This is a genomic window from Microbacterium sp. B19(2022), assembly GCF_012030385.1.
Lineage (GTDB): Bacteria > Actinomycetota > Actinomycetes > Actinomycetales > Microbacteriaceae > Microbacterium > Microbacterium oxydans_B.
Genome location: NZ_JAAUVO010000007.1, coordinates 145,528 through 159,258, shown reverse-complemented (window position 1 = coordinate 159,258; position 13,731 = coordinate 145,528). Strand labels below are relative to the sequence as shown.

The 13,731-nt window shown below is 67.2% G+C and carries 12 protein-coding genes; 5 read left to right on the top strand and 7 right to left on the bottom strand.

What is annotated here, in order from left to right:
* The first annotated feature begins 10 nt into the window (after positions 1 to 10).
* Genes HCX50_RS08465 through HCX50_RS08455 form a run of 3 tightly spaced genes read left to right on the top strand, consistent with a single transcriptional unit; the run spans position 11 to position 2,900 of the window.
* The gene (locus HCX50_RS08465) at positions 11 to 1,102 is read left to right on the top strand and encodes an enolase C-terminal domain-like protein (protein WP_167633785.1); all 1,092 of its coding nucleotides are present in this window, start codon (positions 11 to 13) and stop codon (positions 1,100 to 1,102) included.
* Positions 1,099 to 1,938: an amidohydrolase family protein gene (locus tag HCX50_RS08460; protein ID WP_167633783.1), complete on the top strand. Its 840-nt coding sequence runs from the start codon at positions 1,099 to 1,101 to the stop codon at positions 1,936 to 1,938. The genes HCX50_RS08465 and HCX50_RS08460 overlap by 4 nt, the downstream gene beginning before the upstream one ends.
* On the top strand, positions 1,935 to 2,900 hold the full coding sequence (locus tag HCX50_RS08455; RefSeq protein WP_337749359.1) for an aldo/keto reductase: 966 nt from the start codon (positions 1,935 to 1,937) through the stop codon (positions 2,898 to 2,900). The genes HCX50_RS08460 and HCX50_RS08455 overlap by 4 nt, the downstream gene beginning before the upstream one ends.
* A gap of 13 nt (positions 2,901 to 2,913) precedes the next feature.
* Here HCX50_RS08455 and HCX50_RS08450 read toward each other — a convergent pair whose 3' ends face one another.
* From HCX50_RS08450 to HCX50_RS08430, 5 genes are read right to left on the bottom strand one after another with little or no spacing between them, the layout of a single operon-like run.
* A complete protein-coding gene (locus tag HCX50_RS08450; RefSeq protein WP_091032977.1) occupies positions 2,914 to 3,792 on the bottom strand; it encodes a carbohydrate ABC transporter permease in 879 nt (292 codons plus the stop codon).
* Entirely contained in the window at positions 3,789 to 4,781 is a 993-nt protein-coding gene (locus HCX50_RS08445) for a carbohydrate ABC transporter permease (RefSeq protein ID WP_091032980.1), read from the bottom strand. The genes HCX50_RS08450 and HCX50_RS08445 overlap by 4 nt, the downstream gene beginning before the upstream one ends.
* Complete coding sequence (ngcE, locus tag HCX50_RS08440) at positions 4,778 to 6,181, bottom strand: N-acetylglucosamine/diacetylchitobiose ABC transporter substrate-binding protein (protein WP_091032982.1); 1,404 nt, start codon at positions 6,179 to 6,181, stop codon at positions 4,778 to 4,780. Before ngcE ends, HCX50_RS08445 begins: the two co-directional genes overlap by 4 nt.
* A 41-nt stretch (positions 6,182 to 6,222) precedes the next feature.
* Positions 6,223 to 7,002: a sugar isomerase domain-containing protein gene (locus HCX50_RS08435; protein ID WP_167633779.1), complete on the bottom strand. Its 780-nt coding sequence runs from the start codon at positions 7,000 to 7,002 to the stop codon at positions 6,223 to 6,225.
* Between the two features lie 13 nt (positions 7,003 to 7,015).
* Complete coding sequence (locus HCX50_RS08430) at positions 7,016 to 7,963, bottom strand: MurR/RpiR family transcriptional regulator (protein ID WP_091032988.1); 948 nt, start codon at positions 7,961 to 7,963, stop codon at positions 7,016 to 7,018.
* A 59-nt stretch (positions 7,964 to 8,022) separates the two neighbouring features.
* On the opposite strand from HCX50_RS08430, the gene HCX50_RS08425 reads away from it, so the two are divergent.
* Positions 8,023 to 9,087, top strand: coding sequence for an N-acetylglucosamine kinase (locus HCX50_RS08425; RefSeq protein WP_091032991.1), 1,065 nt, complete (start codon positions 8,023 to 8,025; stop codon positions 9,085 to 9,087).
* Between the two features lie 149 nt (positions 9,088 to 9,236).
* Positions 9,237 to 11,570, top strand: a complete 2,334-nt coding sequence (locus HCX50_RS08420; RefSeq protein ID WP_167633778.1) for a hypothetical protein — start codon at positions 9,237 to 9,239, stop codon at positions 11,568 to 11,570.
* 60 nt (positions 11,571 to 11,630) lie between these two features.
* Here the strand turns inward: HCX50_RS08420 and HCX50_RS08415 are convergent, their stop codons facing one another.
* Together HCX50_RS08415 and HCX50_RS08410 are read right to left on the bottom strand one after the other, a co-directional pair.
* Complete coding sequence (locus HCX50_RS08415) at positions 11,631 to 12,542, bottom strand: arsenic resistance protein (RefSeq protein WP_337749354.1); 912 nt, start codon at positions 12,540 to 12,542, stop codon at positions 11,631 to 11,633.
* A 50-nt stretch (positions 12,543 to 12,592) separates the two neighbouring features.
* Positions 12,593 to 13,612: a LacI family DNA-binding transcriptional regulator gene (locus HCX50_RS08410; RefSeq protein ID WP_167633776.1), complete on the bottom strand. Its 1,020-nt coding sequence runs from the start codon at positions 13,610 to 13,612 to the stop codon at positions 12,593 to 12,595.
* Positions 13,613 to 13,731: the final 119 nt, after the last annotated feature.

Sequence of the window (13,731 nt, the reverse complement as noted above, 5' to 3'; positions counted from 1 at the left end):
AGCGCACCTGATGAGAATCACGCACGTCGAAACGCATCGCGTCCCCATTCCCGCTGCCGCGCCGGCCTTCTCGTGGCGATCCGGACTCGATGGCAGTCCGGGTGACGACCACGGAGCGATCCTGCATCTGCGCACCGATGAGGGCATCGAAGGGGTCGCGTTGCTGAAGCGCCCGGGAAGTGCGCCGCAGCTCGAGCAGGCCGTGGAAGCGCTGTTCCGTCGAGAGCTGGTCGGCCAGGACCCGCTCGATCGGGAGCACCTCTGGCATCGACTCTGGGAGCTCGATCGCATCCACGAACTGCCCCTGCCCTTGCTCGGAGTCGTCGACGTCGCACTGTGGGACCTCGCGGCACGGGCTGCGGGTCTGCCGCTCTGGCAGCTGCTCGGCGGTGCACGCCACTCCATTCCGGCCTACGCGTCGACGACCACTTTCGACAGCGTGGAGGAGTACCTCGACGTCGCCGATCAGTGCCTCGAGCTCGGGTACACCGCGGTGAAGCTGCACGCGTGGGGAGATGCCCGACGCGACGCGAAGTTGTGCGAAGCCCTGAGGTCGCACGTCGGCGACGACGTGCCGCTGATGTACGACGGGTCCGCCGGATTCGACCTTCCGGACGCCATCCATGTCGGGCGCGCCATGTCCGCGAACGGCTACCTCTGGTACGAGGAGCCGATGCGCGAGTTCAGCGTGCATGCCTATCGTCGACTGGCCGCATCGGTGGATGTGCCCCTGCTCGTCGCAGAGACCTCAGACGGGGCCCATATGAACACGGCTGATTTCATCGCGGCCGGAACCGCCACGTTCGGCGTGCGAGCGGACACGGTCCTCAAGGGCGGCATCACCGGAGCGATGCGCATCGCGCATCTCGCCGACGCCTTCCGGATCCGCGTCGAGATCCACGGGTCGGACGCCCCGAACCGACACCTGTGCATGGCCATCCCGAACACCACGTACTACGAGTCGCTCGTCACCAGCACTCGGGTGACCAGGGAGTCCTACGTCGACGCGAGCGGACTCGTGCATGCACCCAAGGGTCTCGGGATCGGGCTTCCGGCGGGTCTGGACTATCCACTCGAACTCGAGCAGTTCATCGAGTCATGAGGGGCACCGGGTCTCCGCGCATCGACGCGCACCATCACCTCTGGGATCTCGATCGGCGCGCTCAACCGTGGATCGACCATGACGTGCTGTCCCGCTCCTTCCGCCCGCAGGAGTACGAAGTTCAGCTGGCCGCCGCACGCTTCGACGGGTCGGTGCTCGTGCAGAACCTCTGCGAGGAAGACGAGACGGCGGAGCTGCTGATGCTCGCGGCGGAGAACCCATGGATCCGTGGCGTCGTCGGATGGGTGGATCTCACGGGGGACGTCGACGACAGCGTCGCACGGCTCCGCGAACTTCCCGGTGGTCACCGCCTCGTGGGGATCCGTCACCAGGTGCAGATGGAAGACGATCCCGACTGGCTGTGCCGTGTCGCTGTCCGGCGCGGACTCGAACGCCTCGCGGCGAACGGGCTCCCGTTCGATGCGGTGGTGCGACCGGACCAGCTCGACTCCGTCGTCAGGTCGGCGCAGCACGTCCCTGCGCTGCGCTGGATCCTCGACCACCTGGGCAACCCGCTCGATGGCAGGGGAAGCGATGAGTGGCGCACCTCCATCAGCGCTCTCGGCGATCTCCCGAATGTCGCGGTCAAGCTCTCCGGTCTCGGCAACCTCGCCGGGACCGGCTGGACCGCAGACATGGTGAGCCCCGTCGTCCAACACACGATCGCGGCCTTCGGAGTCGACCACACCATGTTCGGCTCCGATTGGCCCGTGTGCCTGATCACCGGCGACTTCGCGCAGGTACTCGCCGCTGCCGAACAATGGTGCGGATCTCTGGAAGAACACGAGAGGGCCGCGGTCTTCGGGGGTACGGCCGAAAGATGGTACGCGCTGTGATCGGTGGTTCAGGCCCCGCGTCCCTGGGGTTCGGCGCCGCGCCACTGGGAAACCTCTTCCGTCCGATCTCGGACGACGACGCCCGAGCGGCCGTGGACGCCGCCTGGCTGGCGGGCGTCAGGTACTTCGACACGGCTCCCTTCTACGGCCTGGGGTTGTCGGAGTCTCGCCTGGGTGAGGCGCTGGCCGATCGTCCGCGGGACTCCTTCGTCCTCTCCACCAAGGTGGGGCGCAGGCTGCTCGAAGACAGCCGCACGTCGGTCGACGGACTCATCGACGGGCAATGGGCGTTGCCGAGCGGCCGGAACTGGGTGCGGGACTACTCGCGCGACGGGGTCCTGAGGACTCTCGAGGAGAGCCTTCAGCGGCTCGGCTGCGATCGGATCGACGTCGTCTACCTCCACGACCCCGACGATCATCTGGATCAGGTGGAACGCGAAGCGGCGCCGATGCTCGCGGAGTTGCGCGATCAGGGCGTCATCTCCGCCTTCGGCGTGGGCACCTCCGACTGGCGCACGGCAGCCAGGCTCGTAGGATCGACCGACATCGACGGGGTGATGATCGCCGGCAGATGGACGCTCTTGGATCGTTCGGCCGCACCACTGCTCGAATGCGCGCGCGAGGCAGGGGTCTGGGTGGTGGCGGCAGGGCCCTTCAACTCCGGTCTGCTCTCACGGCCGTGGCCGGAGGACGGCGCTCGCTTCGAGTACTCGCCTGCCGGCTCCGCCCTCGTCGGTCTCGCTCGGGATCTGGCGTCGGCGTGCCGTCGATACGGCGTCGAGCTGCCCGACGCGGCGATCCAGTTCGCCACCCGCACCGAGGGAATCGTCGCTGTCGTGGCCGGCATCGCCTCTGCGGCGGAGGCGGTGGCCGACGAAGCGGCCTTCCGTCGCGAGATCCCGTCAGGGCTCTGGGACGAGCTGGACCGGATCGTCCGAGACCGACGCGGAGAGGCCGAGTGAGCCCCGCGTCGACCTAACGGAACGTTCCTTGGGACACCGAACCTTGGAGCTTGCGCTGGAAGAAGATGTACACGACGAGCACCGGCAGGATGGTCATCACCGCCGCGGCGAACAGCGCACCGAAGTCGATCGAGTACCCCGCGCTCGCTGCAAAGGTCGCCATGCCCTGGGAGATCACGTAGTTGTCCCGGTTCGTGTTGAGGACGACCGGCAGCAGGAACTGGTTCCACAGGCCGAGGAAGTTGAGGATCGCCACAGACGCGATCCCCGGGGTCGCCATCGGCAGCATGATCGCGAAGAACGTCCGCCAGTCACCGGCACCGTCGATGAGCGCCGCCTCATAGACATCATGTGGGAGCTGCTTGAAGAACGAGTAGAGGAAGAACATCGTGAAGGGCAGCGCGAACGCCACGTAGGTGAGGATCAGTCCCGGCCAGGTGTTGAGCAGGCCCATGTTCTGCAGGATGAAGAACAGGGGGACGATCGCCAGGAACACCGGGAACGCCATCGCGGCCAGCATGACGTTGTAGATGAGCCTGTTGCCACGGAAGCGGAATCGGGCGAGCACGTAGGCGAGCATCGACCCCAGCAGCATGACGAGGATCAGTGAACTGCCGACGACGAGCACGGTGTTGAAGAAGTACCGACCGATACCCGCGTCGCTCCACGCCTTCACATAGTTGTCGAAGGACAGCTGCGCGGGCAGGGTGAACGGCGATCCGAGGATCTCCTTCGTGGTCTTGAAGCTCGACATGACCGTCCACAGGAACGGCACGATGACGATGATCGTCCAGATGCCGAGCAGGAGATGCGAGGTGCTCGAGACGCCGAGGTCTCCCCTCCGCGCACGCGACGTCCGCTCGGTCCGTCTTTCCACGACCGTGCTGCTCATGCGTGGTCACCTCCATCTTTCCCACGGATCAGGCGGAACACACCGAAGACGAACGCCGCATACACGAGGGTGACCAGCGCGAGGACGATGCCGATCGCCGTCGCATAGCCGAACTTCCCCTGGAAGAACGCGACGTTGTAGAGGTACTGCGTCATGGTGAGCGTCGCGTAGTTCGGACCGCCCTGCGCGTTCAGCGCCGCCATGTAGACGAAGGAGTCGACTGCGACGAGACCGAGGTAGATGTACGCGGTCTGGAAGCTCGAGGCGATCTGGGGCAGGGTCACGGACACCGCGATGCGGAACCGTCCGGCGCCGTCGAGGCGCGCGGCCTCATACGTCTCCGCGGGGATCCCCTTGATCGCCGCGATGAAGAGGATCGTGTAGAAGCCGACCAGGCTCCAGACGATGACGAAGACGGATGCCGCCATCGCCGTCGACTCATCTCCGAGCCAGGGGAAGCTCGTGAACTGGTCGAGGCCGATCGCGGTGAGGAACCCGTTGAGGAGTCCCCTGGACGGGTCGTACACCTGCGCCCAGATGATGCCGATGACGATGGCCGGGACGCAGTAGGGGAAGAACGAGGCCACGCGGTAGAAAGCCGAGCCGCGAAGTCCCTGGATGTTGCCGATGCTCGGGCCGCCCGTCGTCACGACGCAGGCGATCGCGAAAGCGACGGTCAGCGTCAGCGTCGGCACGACGAGAGCGAGAACGACGGAGTTGCGCACCGCCTTCAGGAGCACCTCGTCGCCGAGCATCTGCGTGAAGTTCTGCAGTCCGACCCACTCGAGCTGATCCGAGTACCCGCCCCAACTCGTGAGCGCGTAATAGGTGGACTGGGCGAACGGCAGGAGCACGAAGATGGCGAACAGGATGAGAGGGGCGACCAGGAACACCAGCATGAAGCTGATCCGGTCGAGGTTGGGCCGCCGACGCGGCCGGGGAGGCGCTGTGCGCTCCCCCGGCCCCGCCGCAGTCAGGAGAGCAGTCATTTGCCGTAGTCGTATTCTTTCTTGGGCTTCGACGTGTCGGCGGCGGCCGCCGCGCTGAGCTTCTCCTGCGCGTCGATGAGGTCCTGCGCAGTGATGTCACCGGCCAGGAACGACACCCAGTACGGCGCATCCTGGATCCCGTAGTACCCGGAGTAGCTGTTCGACACCCAGCTGAAGAGGTCGTCGCCGGCGTCCTCCATGACGCCCATGGTCGACGCCAGGGCCGTCGAGCCGAAGCCGTCAGCGGGGACCGTGCCCTCGACGACGGTCGGAGCGAGCGTCAGCTCGGAGAACTTCGACGCGGCTTCCTTCGAGAAGAGAGCACGAAGGAACTCCTTGCCGCCTGCCGTGCTCGCGGCCGCCTTCGGCACGGCCCACGGGATCGCCGGTCCTGCCTGTACGGCCTCGAAGGGGAGGGCCGCGTCTGCGGCGTCGAGCAGCGGCGCCGGCCACGCGGTCATCTCGAAGCCGTCGGCCGTCGCATCCTTCATCTCCGACTCGATCCAGGAGCCCGAGTAATAGAAGAGCGCCTCCTGGTCGTTGGACCACTGCGCCTGAGCTTGCGTGAACTGCGTTCCCGCGCCTCCGGGGACGAAGCAGTCGTCATCGATGAGGCTCTCCATCTGGTCGAGCACGTCCTTCACGGCCGGGTTCGACCATGCCCCCGGCTCGAGGTTCGAGATGTCGTTGATGACGTCGACGCCGCCCTGCTTGATCGCCGAGTCGAGCACCAGCCACTGGTAGTAGACGGCCGCCTCTTTGCCGAAGGCGAAGAGGTACTTGTCCTTCGCTCTCGCCTCGGTGCAGAGGTCAGCCATCTCCGACCAGGTCGTGGGCGGTTCCCAGCCGTTCTCCTCGAACAGGGAGTGGGAGTACCACAGGGAGAAGAGCGTCATGACGTAGTTCGCGTTGAGGTAGCCGTCGTCGTATTCGCCGACCTCCTTCACCCCGGGGAAGACCGCATCGGAGACCTTCACGCCGTCGTAGTTCTTCGTGTCCCAGAAGTCGCCGAGATCCTCGAGCTGATCCTGGATGCTGGTGATGGGGATCGCATCCGCCCCATCGTTGGTGAACGAGTCCGGCGGCGTGCCGCCGACGAAGCGCGGTTGCAGCGACTGCGAGAGGTTGTTGGACGGCGTGATCTGGACGCTGATCCCGTCGCCGAGCTGCTTCTCGACGAGGCCCGCGGCGAACTCCGCATACTCGGTTCCGTATCCGCCGTCGAACACCACGATGTCGATCTTGGTGTTCGCCGCGACACCGAAAGGGTTGTCCGCGGAGGCGGTGCCGCCCTCCGATTCGGACGAGGAGCCGGGACCGGCGCAACCTGCGAGAACGAGACAGAGTGCGGCAGCGGCGGCGCTGGCGTTCAACGCCATTCGGCGTGAGGAGCGGGGCATGAGTGACCTTCCTTCATTGGGGGTAACTTGCGGGTGTGTAGCTAGCGCGTCGAGCGCTCATCGAGGTGCGCGTACGGGAGGATGCGAGCACCGAAGCGGCCCTGAAGCCCGATGTTGTGCTGGTCGCCGCCGGGGATGTTCGCGGAGATGTACATCGGCGGCAGCTCCGCATCGAGCCGCAGCCGGTCTGCGGTGCCGAGCGTGAGGAGCTGCGCGATGTACGCCGCCGTGATCGACGACACGGCGCCGGCCCGCAGGCCGTCCGCCACTTCGATCGTGGCGTCGCCGAACGGCGCGAGGTTGTCGATCACGACATCGGCCGCCTCGAAAAGCCGTTTGCCGCTCGGGTGCTTCGTCTCCACGGCGCGGGAGTGCTCGAGGCTGGTGACGGCGATGACCGGAAGCCCCTCCGCCTTGGCGCGCAGCGCGAGCCCCACGGTGGAGCCGTTCGCGCCGGAGTTCGAGGCGATGATGAACGCGTCCTCCTGGCGGATGTCGTAGAGATCGAACAGCTCATCGGCGACCGTGTGGTCGCGCTCGAACTCGGGCCTGCCCATCTCGGCCAGTTCCCGGGAGCCGAGGAGCACCAGGTCGCGCAGAGCGATCTGATGGGTCGGGATGAAGCCGCCGGCGCGACCGGCGATCTCCATGGCGAAGGCCTCGGAGTGCCCCGTGCCGAAGGCGTGTATGACGCCGCCGCGCTGCAGCGACGAGCTCAGGATCTCGATCGCGGCGTCGAGGCCGCCGGACGCGGCCGAGCGGTCGAGAGCCTCGATGCGGTGCCGTACCTCATCGGCGAATGCGGGGAAGAGCTGGGACATCGGTGGTACTCCTTCAGGACTTCGGCGGCGACGGTTCTGCCGCGCGAGGGGAGGGGCGGGCAGACCGCGAGTTCAGTCGGCGACCGGAGATCGCATTCATGGCCGCTGCCGCGTTGCGTTCCTTCTTCTCCTCGCGGTTCCAGGAGGCGAGCAGGTAGAGCAGGTCGGCGGCGAACGTCTGGACATGCGAGGAGGTGAGGCTCCCGAGGTCGAGGTAGTCGTTCGGCGGCGCGGTCTGGATCACGACCTCGACGTCTTCGGCGATGGTCGTGTGCGGGTTGCTGGTGATCGCGACCGTCCACGCTCCGCTCGCCCGGGCCTCGGCGAGCATCTCGATCGTGTCGCTCGTCTCTCCGGAGCTCGAGATGCCGATCGCGACCGCACCCTCGGGGAGGATGGCTCCGCTCATCAGACCCAGGTGGGCGTCGGTCCATGCGCGCGCGTTGACGCCGACGAGGTACAGACGGTCCACCAGCGAGTGGGCGACGGTGCCGGAGCCGCCGACGCCGTAGACGTCGACCTGCGGAGCGTCGGAGATCATCCGCGCGACCCGGCGCATGTCGCCGAGGTTCACGAGATCGGCCGACGCGCGCAGCGCCTGCACATGGCTGGCGAGGAAGGTGCGCAGCACATCCTCGTCGCTCATCTCGGGGTGCGCGGATGCGCCCGGCTCACCGACGATGCTGTCCTCTCCCACGGAGCGGCCGAGCTCGGCCGCCGCGCCGACGCGCAGTCCGGTGTAACCGCTGTACCCGATGAACTTGCAGAAGCGGGTGACCGTCGGCGCCGAAACCCCGGCTCGCTCGGCGAACTCGAAGATCGACAGGGAGATCGGGAGGTCCGGGTTCTCCAGCAGGAGACGTGCCGTCCTCGCCATGGATGCCGACATCGTCGGAACGGTGCCCTGCAGCCGGGCGCGAAGCCCGAACTCTGCGGTGACCGGAGTGGAGCCTGTTGCCACTATGAGATTTCCGTTCTCTAAATGCTGTTGATTGTGAAAGATAGTTTTATGCTTCCGGAATGTCAACCGCGAATTACCCACCGGAGACAATGCGTCCTGCGGGTGCCAAGATGAATCCCGTGCTGCTCGCGATCGACGCCGGAGGAACGAGTACCCGCTGCGCGGCGATCACAGAAGACGCCCGATGCCTGGGCGTCGCGCGCCACGGTGCCGGCAACCCGATCTCGGCGGGAGCCCCGATCGCCATCGCCTCCCTCGCGTCCGCGGCCGCCGACGCCCTGTCAGCGGCGCAGACCGCGCCGCAGGACGTGCACGCCGTCACCATCGCGATGGCGGGGATCAGTTCGGGCACCTCTTTCGAGCAGTCCCTGCAGACAGCCTTCGCATCGTTCGGCGTGCACGCCATCGTCCGATTCGACTCGGACGCGATGGCCGGCTTCTGCTCCGGAACCGCCGCCGAGAACGGGAGCGTGCTCATCAGCGGCACCGGAGCGGCCGCCGTACGGATGCACGCCGGGCAGGCGGTGGCGACAGCCGACGGCCTCGGGTGGCTCCTCGGCGATGTCGGCTCCGGATTCTGGATCGGCCACCGGGTCGCGCGCGCAGCCCTCGCGAACCTGGACCGTCGCGGACCGGAGACGACGCTGAGCGCGCTCCTGGTCGCCGGCATGCCGGCATCGGCGGCAGCAGCATCCCGCGCGGATGACGGCCGCCCGCCCGAGATCATGCAGATCCTGACATCGACATACGCCGCGCGTCCGGTGGAGCTCGCCCGACTGGCACCACTCGCCTTCGACGCTGCAGCCGACGGCGACGCCGTCGCGCTGTCCATCATCGACGAGGCCGCGGAGGGGCTCCACGCCACGCTGCGCGCCGTGCAGGGGTCGGCGACGGATCCCGTCGTGGCGACGGGCGGGATCCTCGCGCAGCAGCCGACGCTCCGACGGCGCATCGAAGAGCGCCTGCGTGCGGACGGATATCCCGCGGAGCTGATCCCCGTCGACGACGGGCTCACGGGAGCTGCGGTGCTGGCTCTGCGGGGCGCCGGCGTCAGAGTCGACGAACGAGTGCGAATGGCGCTGAGCAGGAGCATCGACGAGGCCCGCCGCACCGTCACCTCCTGAACCGCGTCGAGAATCGAGCAGGGCATCGCAGTCGGACCCCGATCCCGACGAATCCTTGACACCGCCCAGGATGATCGTTACTTTCACTCCTGAAGCGGCTTCGTGAAATTGTATTCCACCGTGAGTCGCCCCGACAAAGGGAGCCATCCATGGAACGTGTACGCGCGCTGGACGCTGAATCGACAGTCCCTCTGCGACGCCCGCATCGACGGCGGCTACTCGCCGGCATCGTCGCGGCCGTCGTCACGGCGACGGCTCTCGCCGTCCCCCTCGTCGCCGAACCGGCGTCGGCCGCCGGCACCCCGGAGTTCACCGACAGCTTCAACGATGCGAGGGACGCCGATCCCACGTACGGACTGAACGACTCGATCTCGACGCGCCAGAGCGGGCCCGGCAAGGGCGTGACCTACACGAGGGTCCACGGCAACTGGTCGACTCCTGCGGCGACCCCGCCCAGCTATGCCAGCCAGGTGAACCACCCCGACTTCGCAGGCAAGCTCTCGTTCTGGGCGCAGCACTCGGCCGTGCGCCTCGATGCGCCGGCGATGACCGACGCGGCCGATTCCTACACGCTGACGGCCAAGGTCAACCCGAACGCGAACGCACGGGGCAACGACGCGGACTGGGTCTCGCTGATGCTCGCGAAGACGGGCGGATCGACCGGCTACGTGACGGCGACGACCGTGGACGCCGGGCTCACCGTGAGCCGCAACGGCAAGGTCATGCTCTATCAGCGCGGCACAGCCCTGTGGTCGTCCGAGCTTCTGGCGACGAGAACGGCCACGGGTTTCGACGTCAGCGTCACGGTGTCCAACGCGTCGACGGCGAGTCCCAGCCTCGCCGTGGCCGTGAACGGCGCCACTCGAACGGCGACGCTCACCGGGGCGCTCGTGCAGCCGTACGTCCTCCTCGGCGCCTACCTCAGCAACGGTTCCGCGACGACGACAGCGGAGGTCAGCACAGTCGACGACCTCACCGTCAGCCGAGTCGCGCAGTTCGCGGACAACTTCGATGGGGCCAACGTCTACGCGTCCGACTACGGGTTGAACCAGAACCTCGGAGCGCGCGAGCCCGGTCTGGCGATGCCGCTGACGTACTCGCGTGTGCCCGGCCATTGGAGCAACACGGCGACGCCGCCCGCCACGCATTCGCAGGTGAACAACCCGAGCTTCCCGAATCAGCTTTCGTTCTGGGTCGCCCCCTCAGCAGTGAAGTTGGACATGCCCGTCTCGGCCGACAGCGCCGGCGCCTTCGAGATCCGCGCGACGGTCAAGCCTGACCCCGGATCGTTCGGAAGCGCCACGGACTGGGTCTCGATCATGCTCTCGTCGTCGAGCACCGGAAAGGGCTACGTCACAGACTCCCAGAACCAGTTCAGCATGACGGTCGCTCGCGACGGCACCGTCGCGCTCTATCGCGGCGGAGTCCTGGTGGGACCGACCTTCAGCGCCCCCATCCGCCCGAGCGGCTTCGCCGTGTCCATTCGCGCGACCGACGCCGGCGCGACTCCGGATCTCGAGGTGACCGTCAATGGCGCCACCCGGACGACCTCGCTGACCGCCGCCCTGAAGAAGCCCTACCTCTACCTGGGCGCCTACATCAGCAACGGAAGTGCGACTCAGCTGCGCGAGGTGAGCGCGATCGACGATCTGACGATCAGTCGTGTCGATCCGTTCCCCACGCTGAAGTACTTCGGCACATACGGAACGCGGAACGACGACCTCGCGGGGAATCACGTTCCCGACATGAAGGGGATCTCGAACCTGCACTGGATCAACGTCTCTCCGACTCTCGACGCCAGCCCGCTCTCCTACGACACCGGAGAGTTCGCCGCGTGCCCGCCGAAGGGATGCATCGTCTACCTCGGGAGCGAGTTCTTCACGCCGCAGAGCCACCAGCAGCAGCCGAACCTCAACCGCTGGAACGGATTCGTGCAGATGCTGCAGCCATACAAGGACAAGATCGCGGCGTACTACCTGGAGGACGAGGCCTACCTCAAGGGCGTGACCTACCAGCAGCTCGACTGGTCGGCCAAGGCGGTGCAGGCGAGCATCAACGCGGGCGACATCCCCGATCTTCCGATCATGTTCACGATGACCTACATCGACATCGCGAACTCCGTCGCCGTGCCGCCCGACGTCGATTGGTACGGCATGGATGCCTACAACATGACGGAGACCGAGCTGGAGTGGTCGGCGAACCGCCTCGAGCAGATGGCCAGCGATCAGAACGACAAGATCTATCTGTTCCCGCCGAACGTGCCCGACACCTGGAACACGTGGACGACCGAGGCGCAGATCCTCGACCGGCAGTACGAGTATCTGCGGGTCGCGAACCGTCATCCACGCGTGATCGCGCTGCTCAACTTCGGGTTGTGGGTCGACACGGGTGCGGGGGGCAGCTCTCCTCGACCGCAGACCTACGTCCCGCGCGTGTTCGCACTGCAGGAGCGCGTCGGCGCCGCCATCATGTCTCGACCCTGAGGAGGTTCCGTGAATGGATGCGCCCTGCGGGGCGCATCCATTTCGGTGTGTCTGCGGACTTCACGGTCGTTGCCGCACCGGCACGAATCGGGGGACGAGGCGCACGAAGATCACCATGGCGATCAGCTCGACGAGTGTCTGCGTCACGACGGCGAGCGGTGCGAGCGCGAAGGCCGCCGGCAGCGCGAGGGCGAGCGGAAGCACGACCAGCGAGTTGCGGGTGGCGCCTGAGAACACGACAGCGCGCGTGCGGGCGACATCGAGGCGCGCTGCTCTGCCGGCGATGACGCCGACCGGAATCATGATCGCGGCGAAGGCGGCATAGAGCGGAATCGTCGCGAGCAGTGCGGGGAGCTGCCGGCCGACGCCGGCGATCTGCGAGGCGACGACGACCGCGAGCGTGAGCATCATCAGCGGCACCATCGCGCTCTGGACCGTATCGCTCAGGGCTCGGCCCGCGCGCGTGCGCGAGGCTGCGTACTGGGTGAGCCCTGCAGCCGCGAGGGGAAGCACGATCAGCAGGAGGAACGCGTCGAGGAACGGGGCGAGGTCGATGGCGTCGATCAGCTCCGGTCCGACGAAGAGCCACAGATACAGGGGCAGGAGCAGCATCTGACCCAGCATCAGGAGGGGCGCGGCCGCGAGCAGTCGCTCCTTCGCCCCGCCGGCGAGCCCGGTGAACACGATGACGTAGTCGACGCACGGCGTGAGCAGGACGAGCAGCACGCCGACCAGCAGCGCCTGATCGTGAGCGACGAAGCGCGACAGGCCGAACACGATCACGGGCACGATCACGAAGTTCACGACCAGCAGCACGGCGAGGAAGCGGATGTCGCGGAATGCGCGCCCGATCGCCGAGAACGGGACGCCGAGGAACGTCGCGTACAGCAGCAGCCCGAGGACGGGAGTGATGGCGAGCTCCAGCGGATGCGCGACGGCGGGCGCCCAGAGGCCCACCACGGCACCGATCACGATCGCCGCGAGATAGAGGGCGACCTGGTGTCGCTCCCCCCAGGCGACGATCAGGTCGTCTCCCCGCGCACCAGCTCGAGCACACGGTCGAGGTCGAACTCGTATCGCTCCGGATCCGCGTCTGCGCGGCGCGCTGCCAGGGCGGCCAGGTCCTGCACGAACGCGTCCATGAGGAGAGGCTGGTCGATGGCCACCGTGCTGAGCCGCGGGCTGACGAGTTGGCCGACGGCCGTCTTGTCGACGCCGATGACGGCGACATCCTCGGGGATCCGCAGGCCGAGCGCGCGACCGGCGGCGACCACCGCGATCGCAACGTCATCGTTGTAGGCGCAGATGCCGAGAGGAGCAGGACCCGCCTCGTCGCGTGCCTCCTTCAGCGCTCTCACGGCGCCCCCGACGTCGAGCGGGATGCGCGGGGTGAGCGGCGCGTCGAGGCCGCGGTCGCGCGCCTCTCGCCGGATCCCCTCGAGGCGCGGTGGCCCGAACGGGTCCAGGCGCTTGTCCGCGAGCGCCGCATAGACGAGCCGCCGGGGGCCGCTCCGCAGCAGTTCGCGCACCTGGATCCGCCCGATCTCGATGTCGATCGGGTCGGGATCGGCGCCGTCGGCGACGTACGCCCGCCGGGGAACGATGAACGTCCCGGATGCCTGGATCCGCTCGCGCTGCGCCGAGGTGAAGACTCCGAAGTCGACGACGGCAGCCGGCCGCAGATCGAGCACGGAGGTCAGCGTCGTCTCGTCCTGCATCCTCGCGAACCGCACGACGACACTCATTCCGGCGGTCGCGCTGGCTCCCGTGATCCGGTCGACCGAGTCCTGCAGGTGAGGGCCGAAGGTCGCGTGGGGGACGACGACCACGACGATGTCGCTGAGACCGGTGACCAGCGCTCGCCCTGCCCGCGACGGGCGGTAGTTCAGAGCGTCGGCGGCAGCCCGCACGCGCGCGCGGGTCTCTTCGGGAAACCGCTCGTCACCGTTGAGGATCTGGCTCACGGTCGAGCGGGACACTCCCGCGCTCGCGGCCACGTCTTTGCTCGTAGCTCGTCGAGAAGGCTGCACATCCACCGTCATGGCCCCAGTCTCGCACATCGCTATTGACACGTGACACCTCACCGATCTACCGTGGTGTCGCGTGTCACTGACACGTGACACCAGCGGTCACTGTGACCGGTCCCATTCATGACGAAGGA

Excerpts from the sequence above, each read along its gene's own strand:
- HCX50_RS08465 (WP_167633785.1), top strand. The coding sequence starts at position 11 with ATGAGAATCACGCACGTCGAAACGCATCGCGTCCCCATTCCCGCTGCC.
- HCX50_RS08460 (WP_167633783.1), top strand. The coding sequence starts at position 1,099 with ATGAGGGGCACCGGGTCTCCGCGCATCGACGCGCACCATCACCTCTGG.
- HCX50_RS08450 (WP_091032977.1), bottom strand. The coding sequence starts at position 3,792 with ATGAGCAGCACGGTCGTGGAAAGACGGACCGAGCGGACGTCGCGTGCG.
- HCX50_RS08445 (WP_091032980.1), bottom strand. The coding sequence starts at position 4,781 with ATGACTGCTCTCCTGACTGCGGCGGGGCCGGGGGAGCGCACAGCGCCT.
- ngcE (WP_091032982.1), bottom strand. The coding sequence starts at position 6,181 with ATGCCCCGCTCCTCACGCCGAATGGCGTTGAACGCCAGCGCCGCCGCT.
- HCX50_RS08435 (WP_167633779.1), bottom strand. The coding sequence starts at position 7,002 with ATGTCCCAGCTCTTCCCCGCATTCGCCGATGAGGTACGGCACCGCATC.
- HCX50_RS08425 (WP_091032991.1), top strand. The coding sequence starts at position 8,023 with ATGTCAACCGCGAATTACCCACCGGAGACAATGCGTCCTGCGGGTGCC.
- HCX50_RS08420 (WP_167633778.1), top strand. The coding sequence starts at position 9,237 with ATGGAACGTGTACGCGCGCTGGACGCTGAATCGACAGTCCCTCTGCGA.
- HCX50_RS08410 (WP_167633776.1), bottom strand. The coding sequence starts at position 13,612 with ATGACGGTGGATGTGCAGCCTTCTCGACGAGCTACGAGCAAAGACGTG.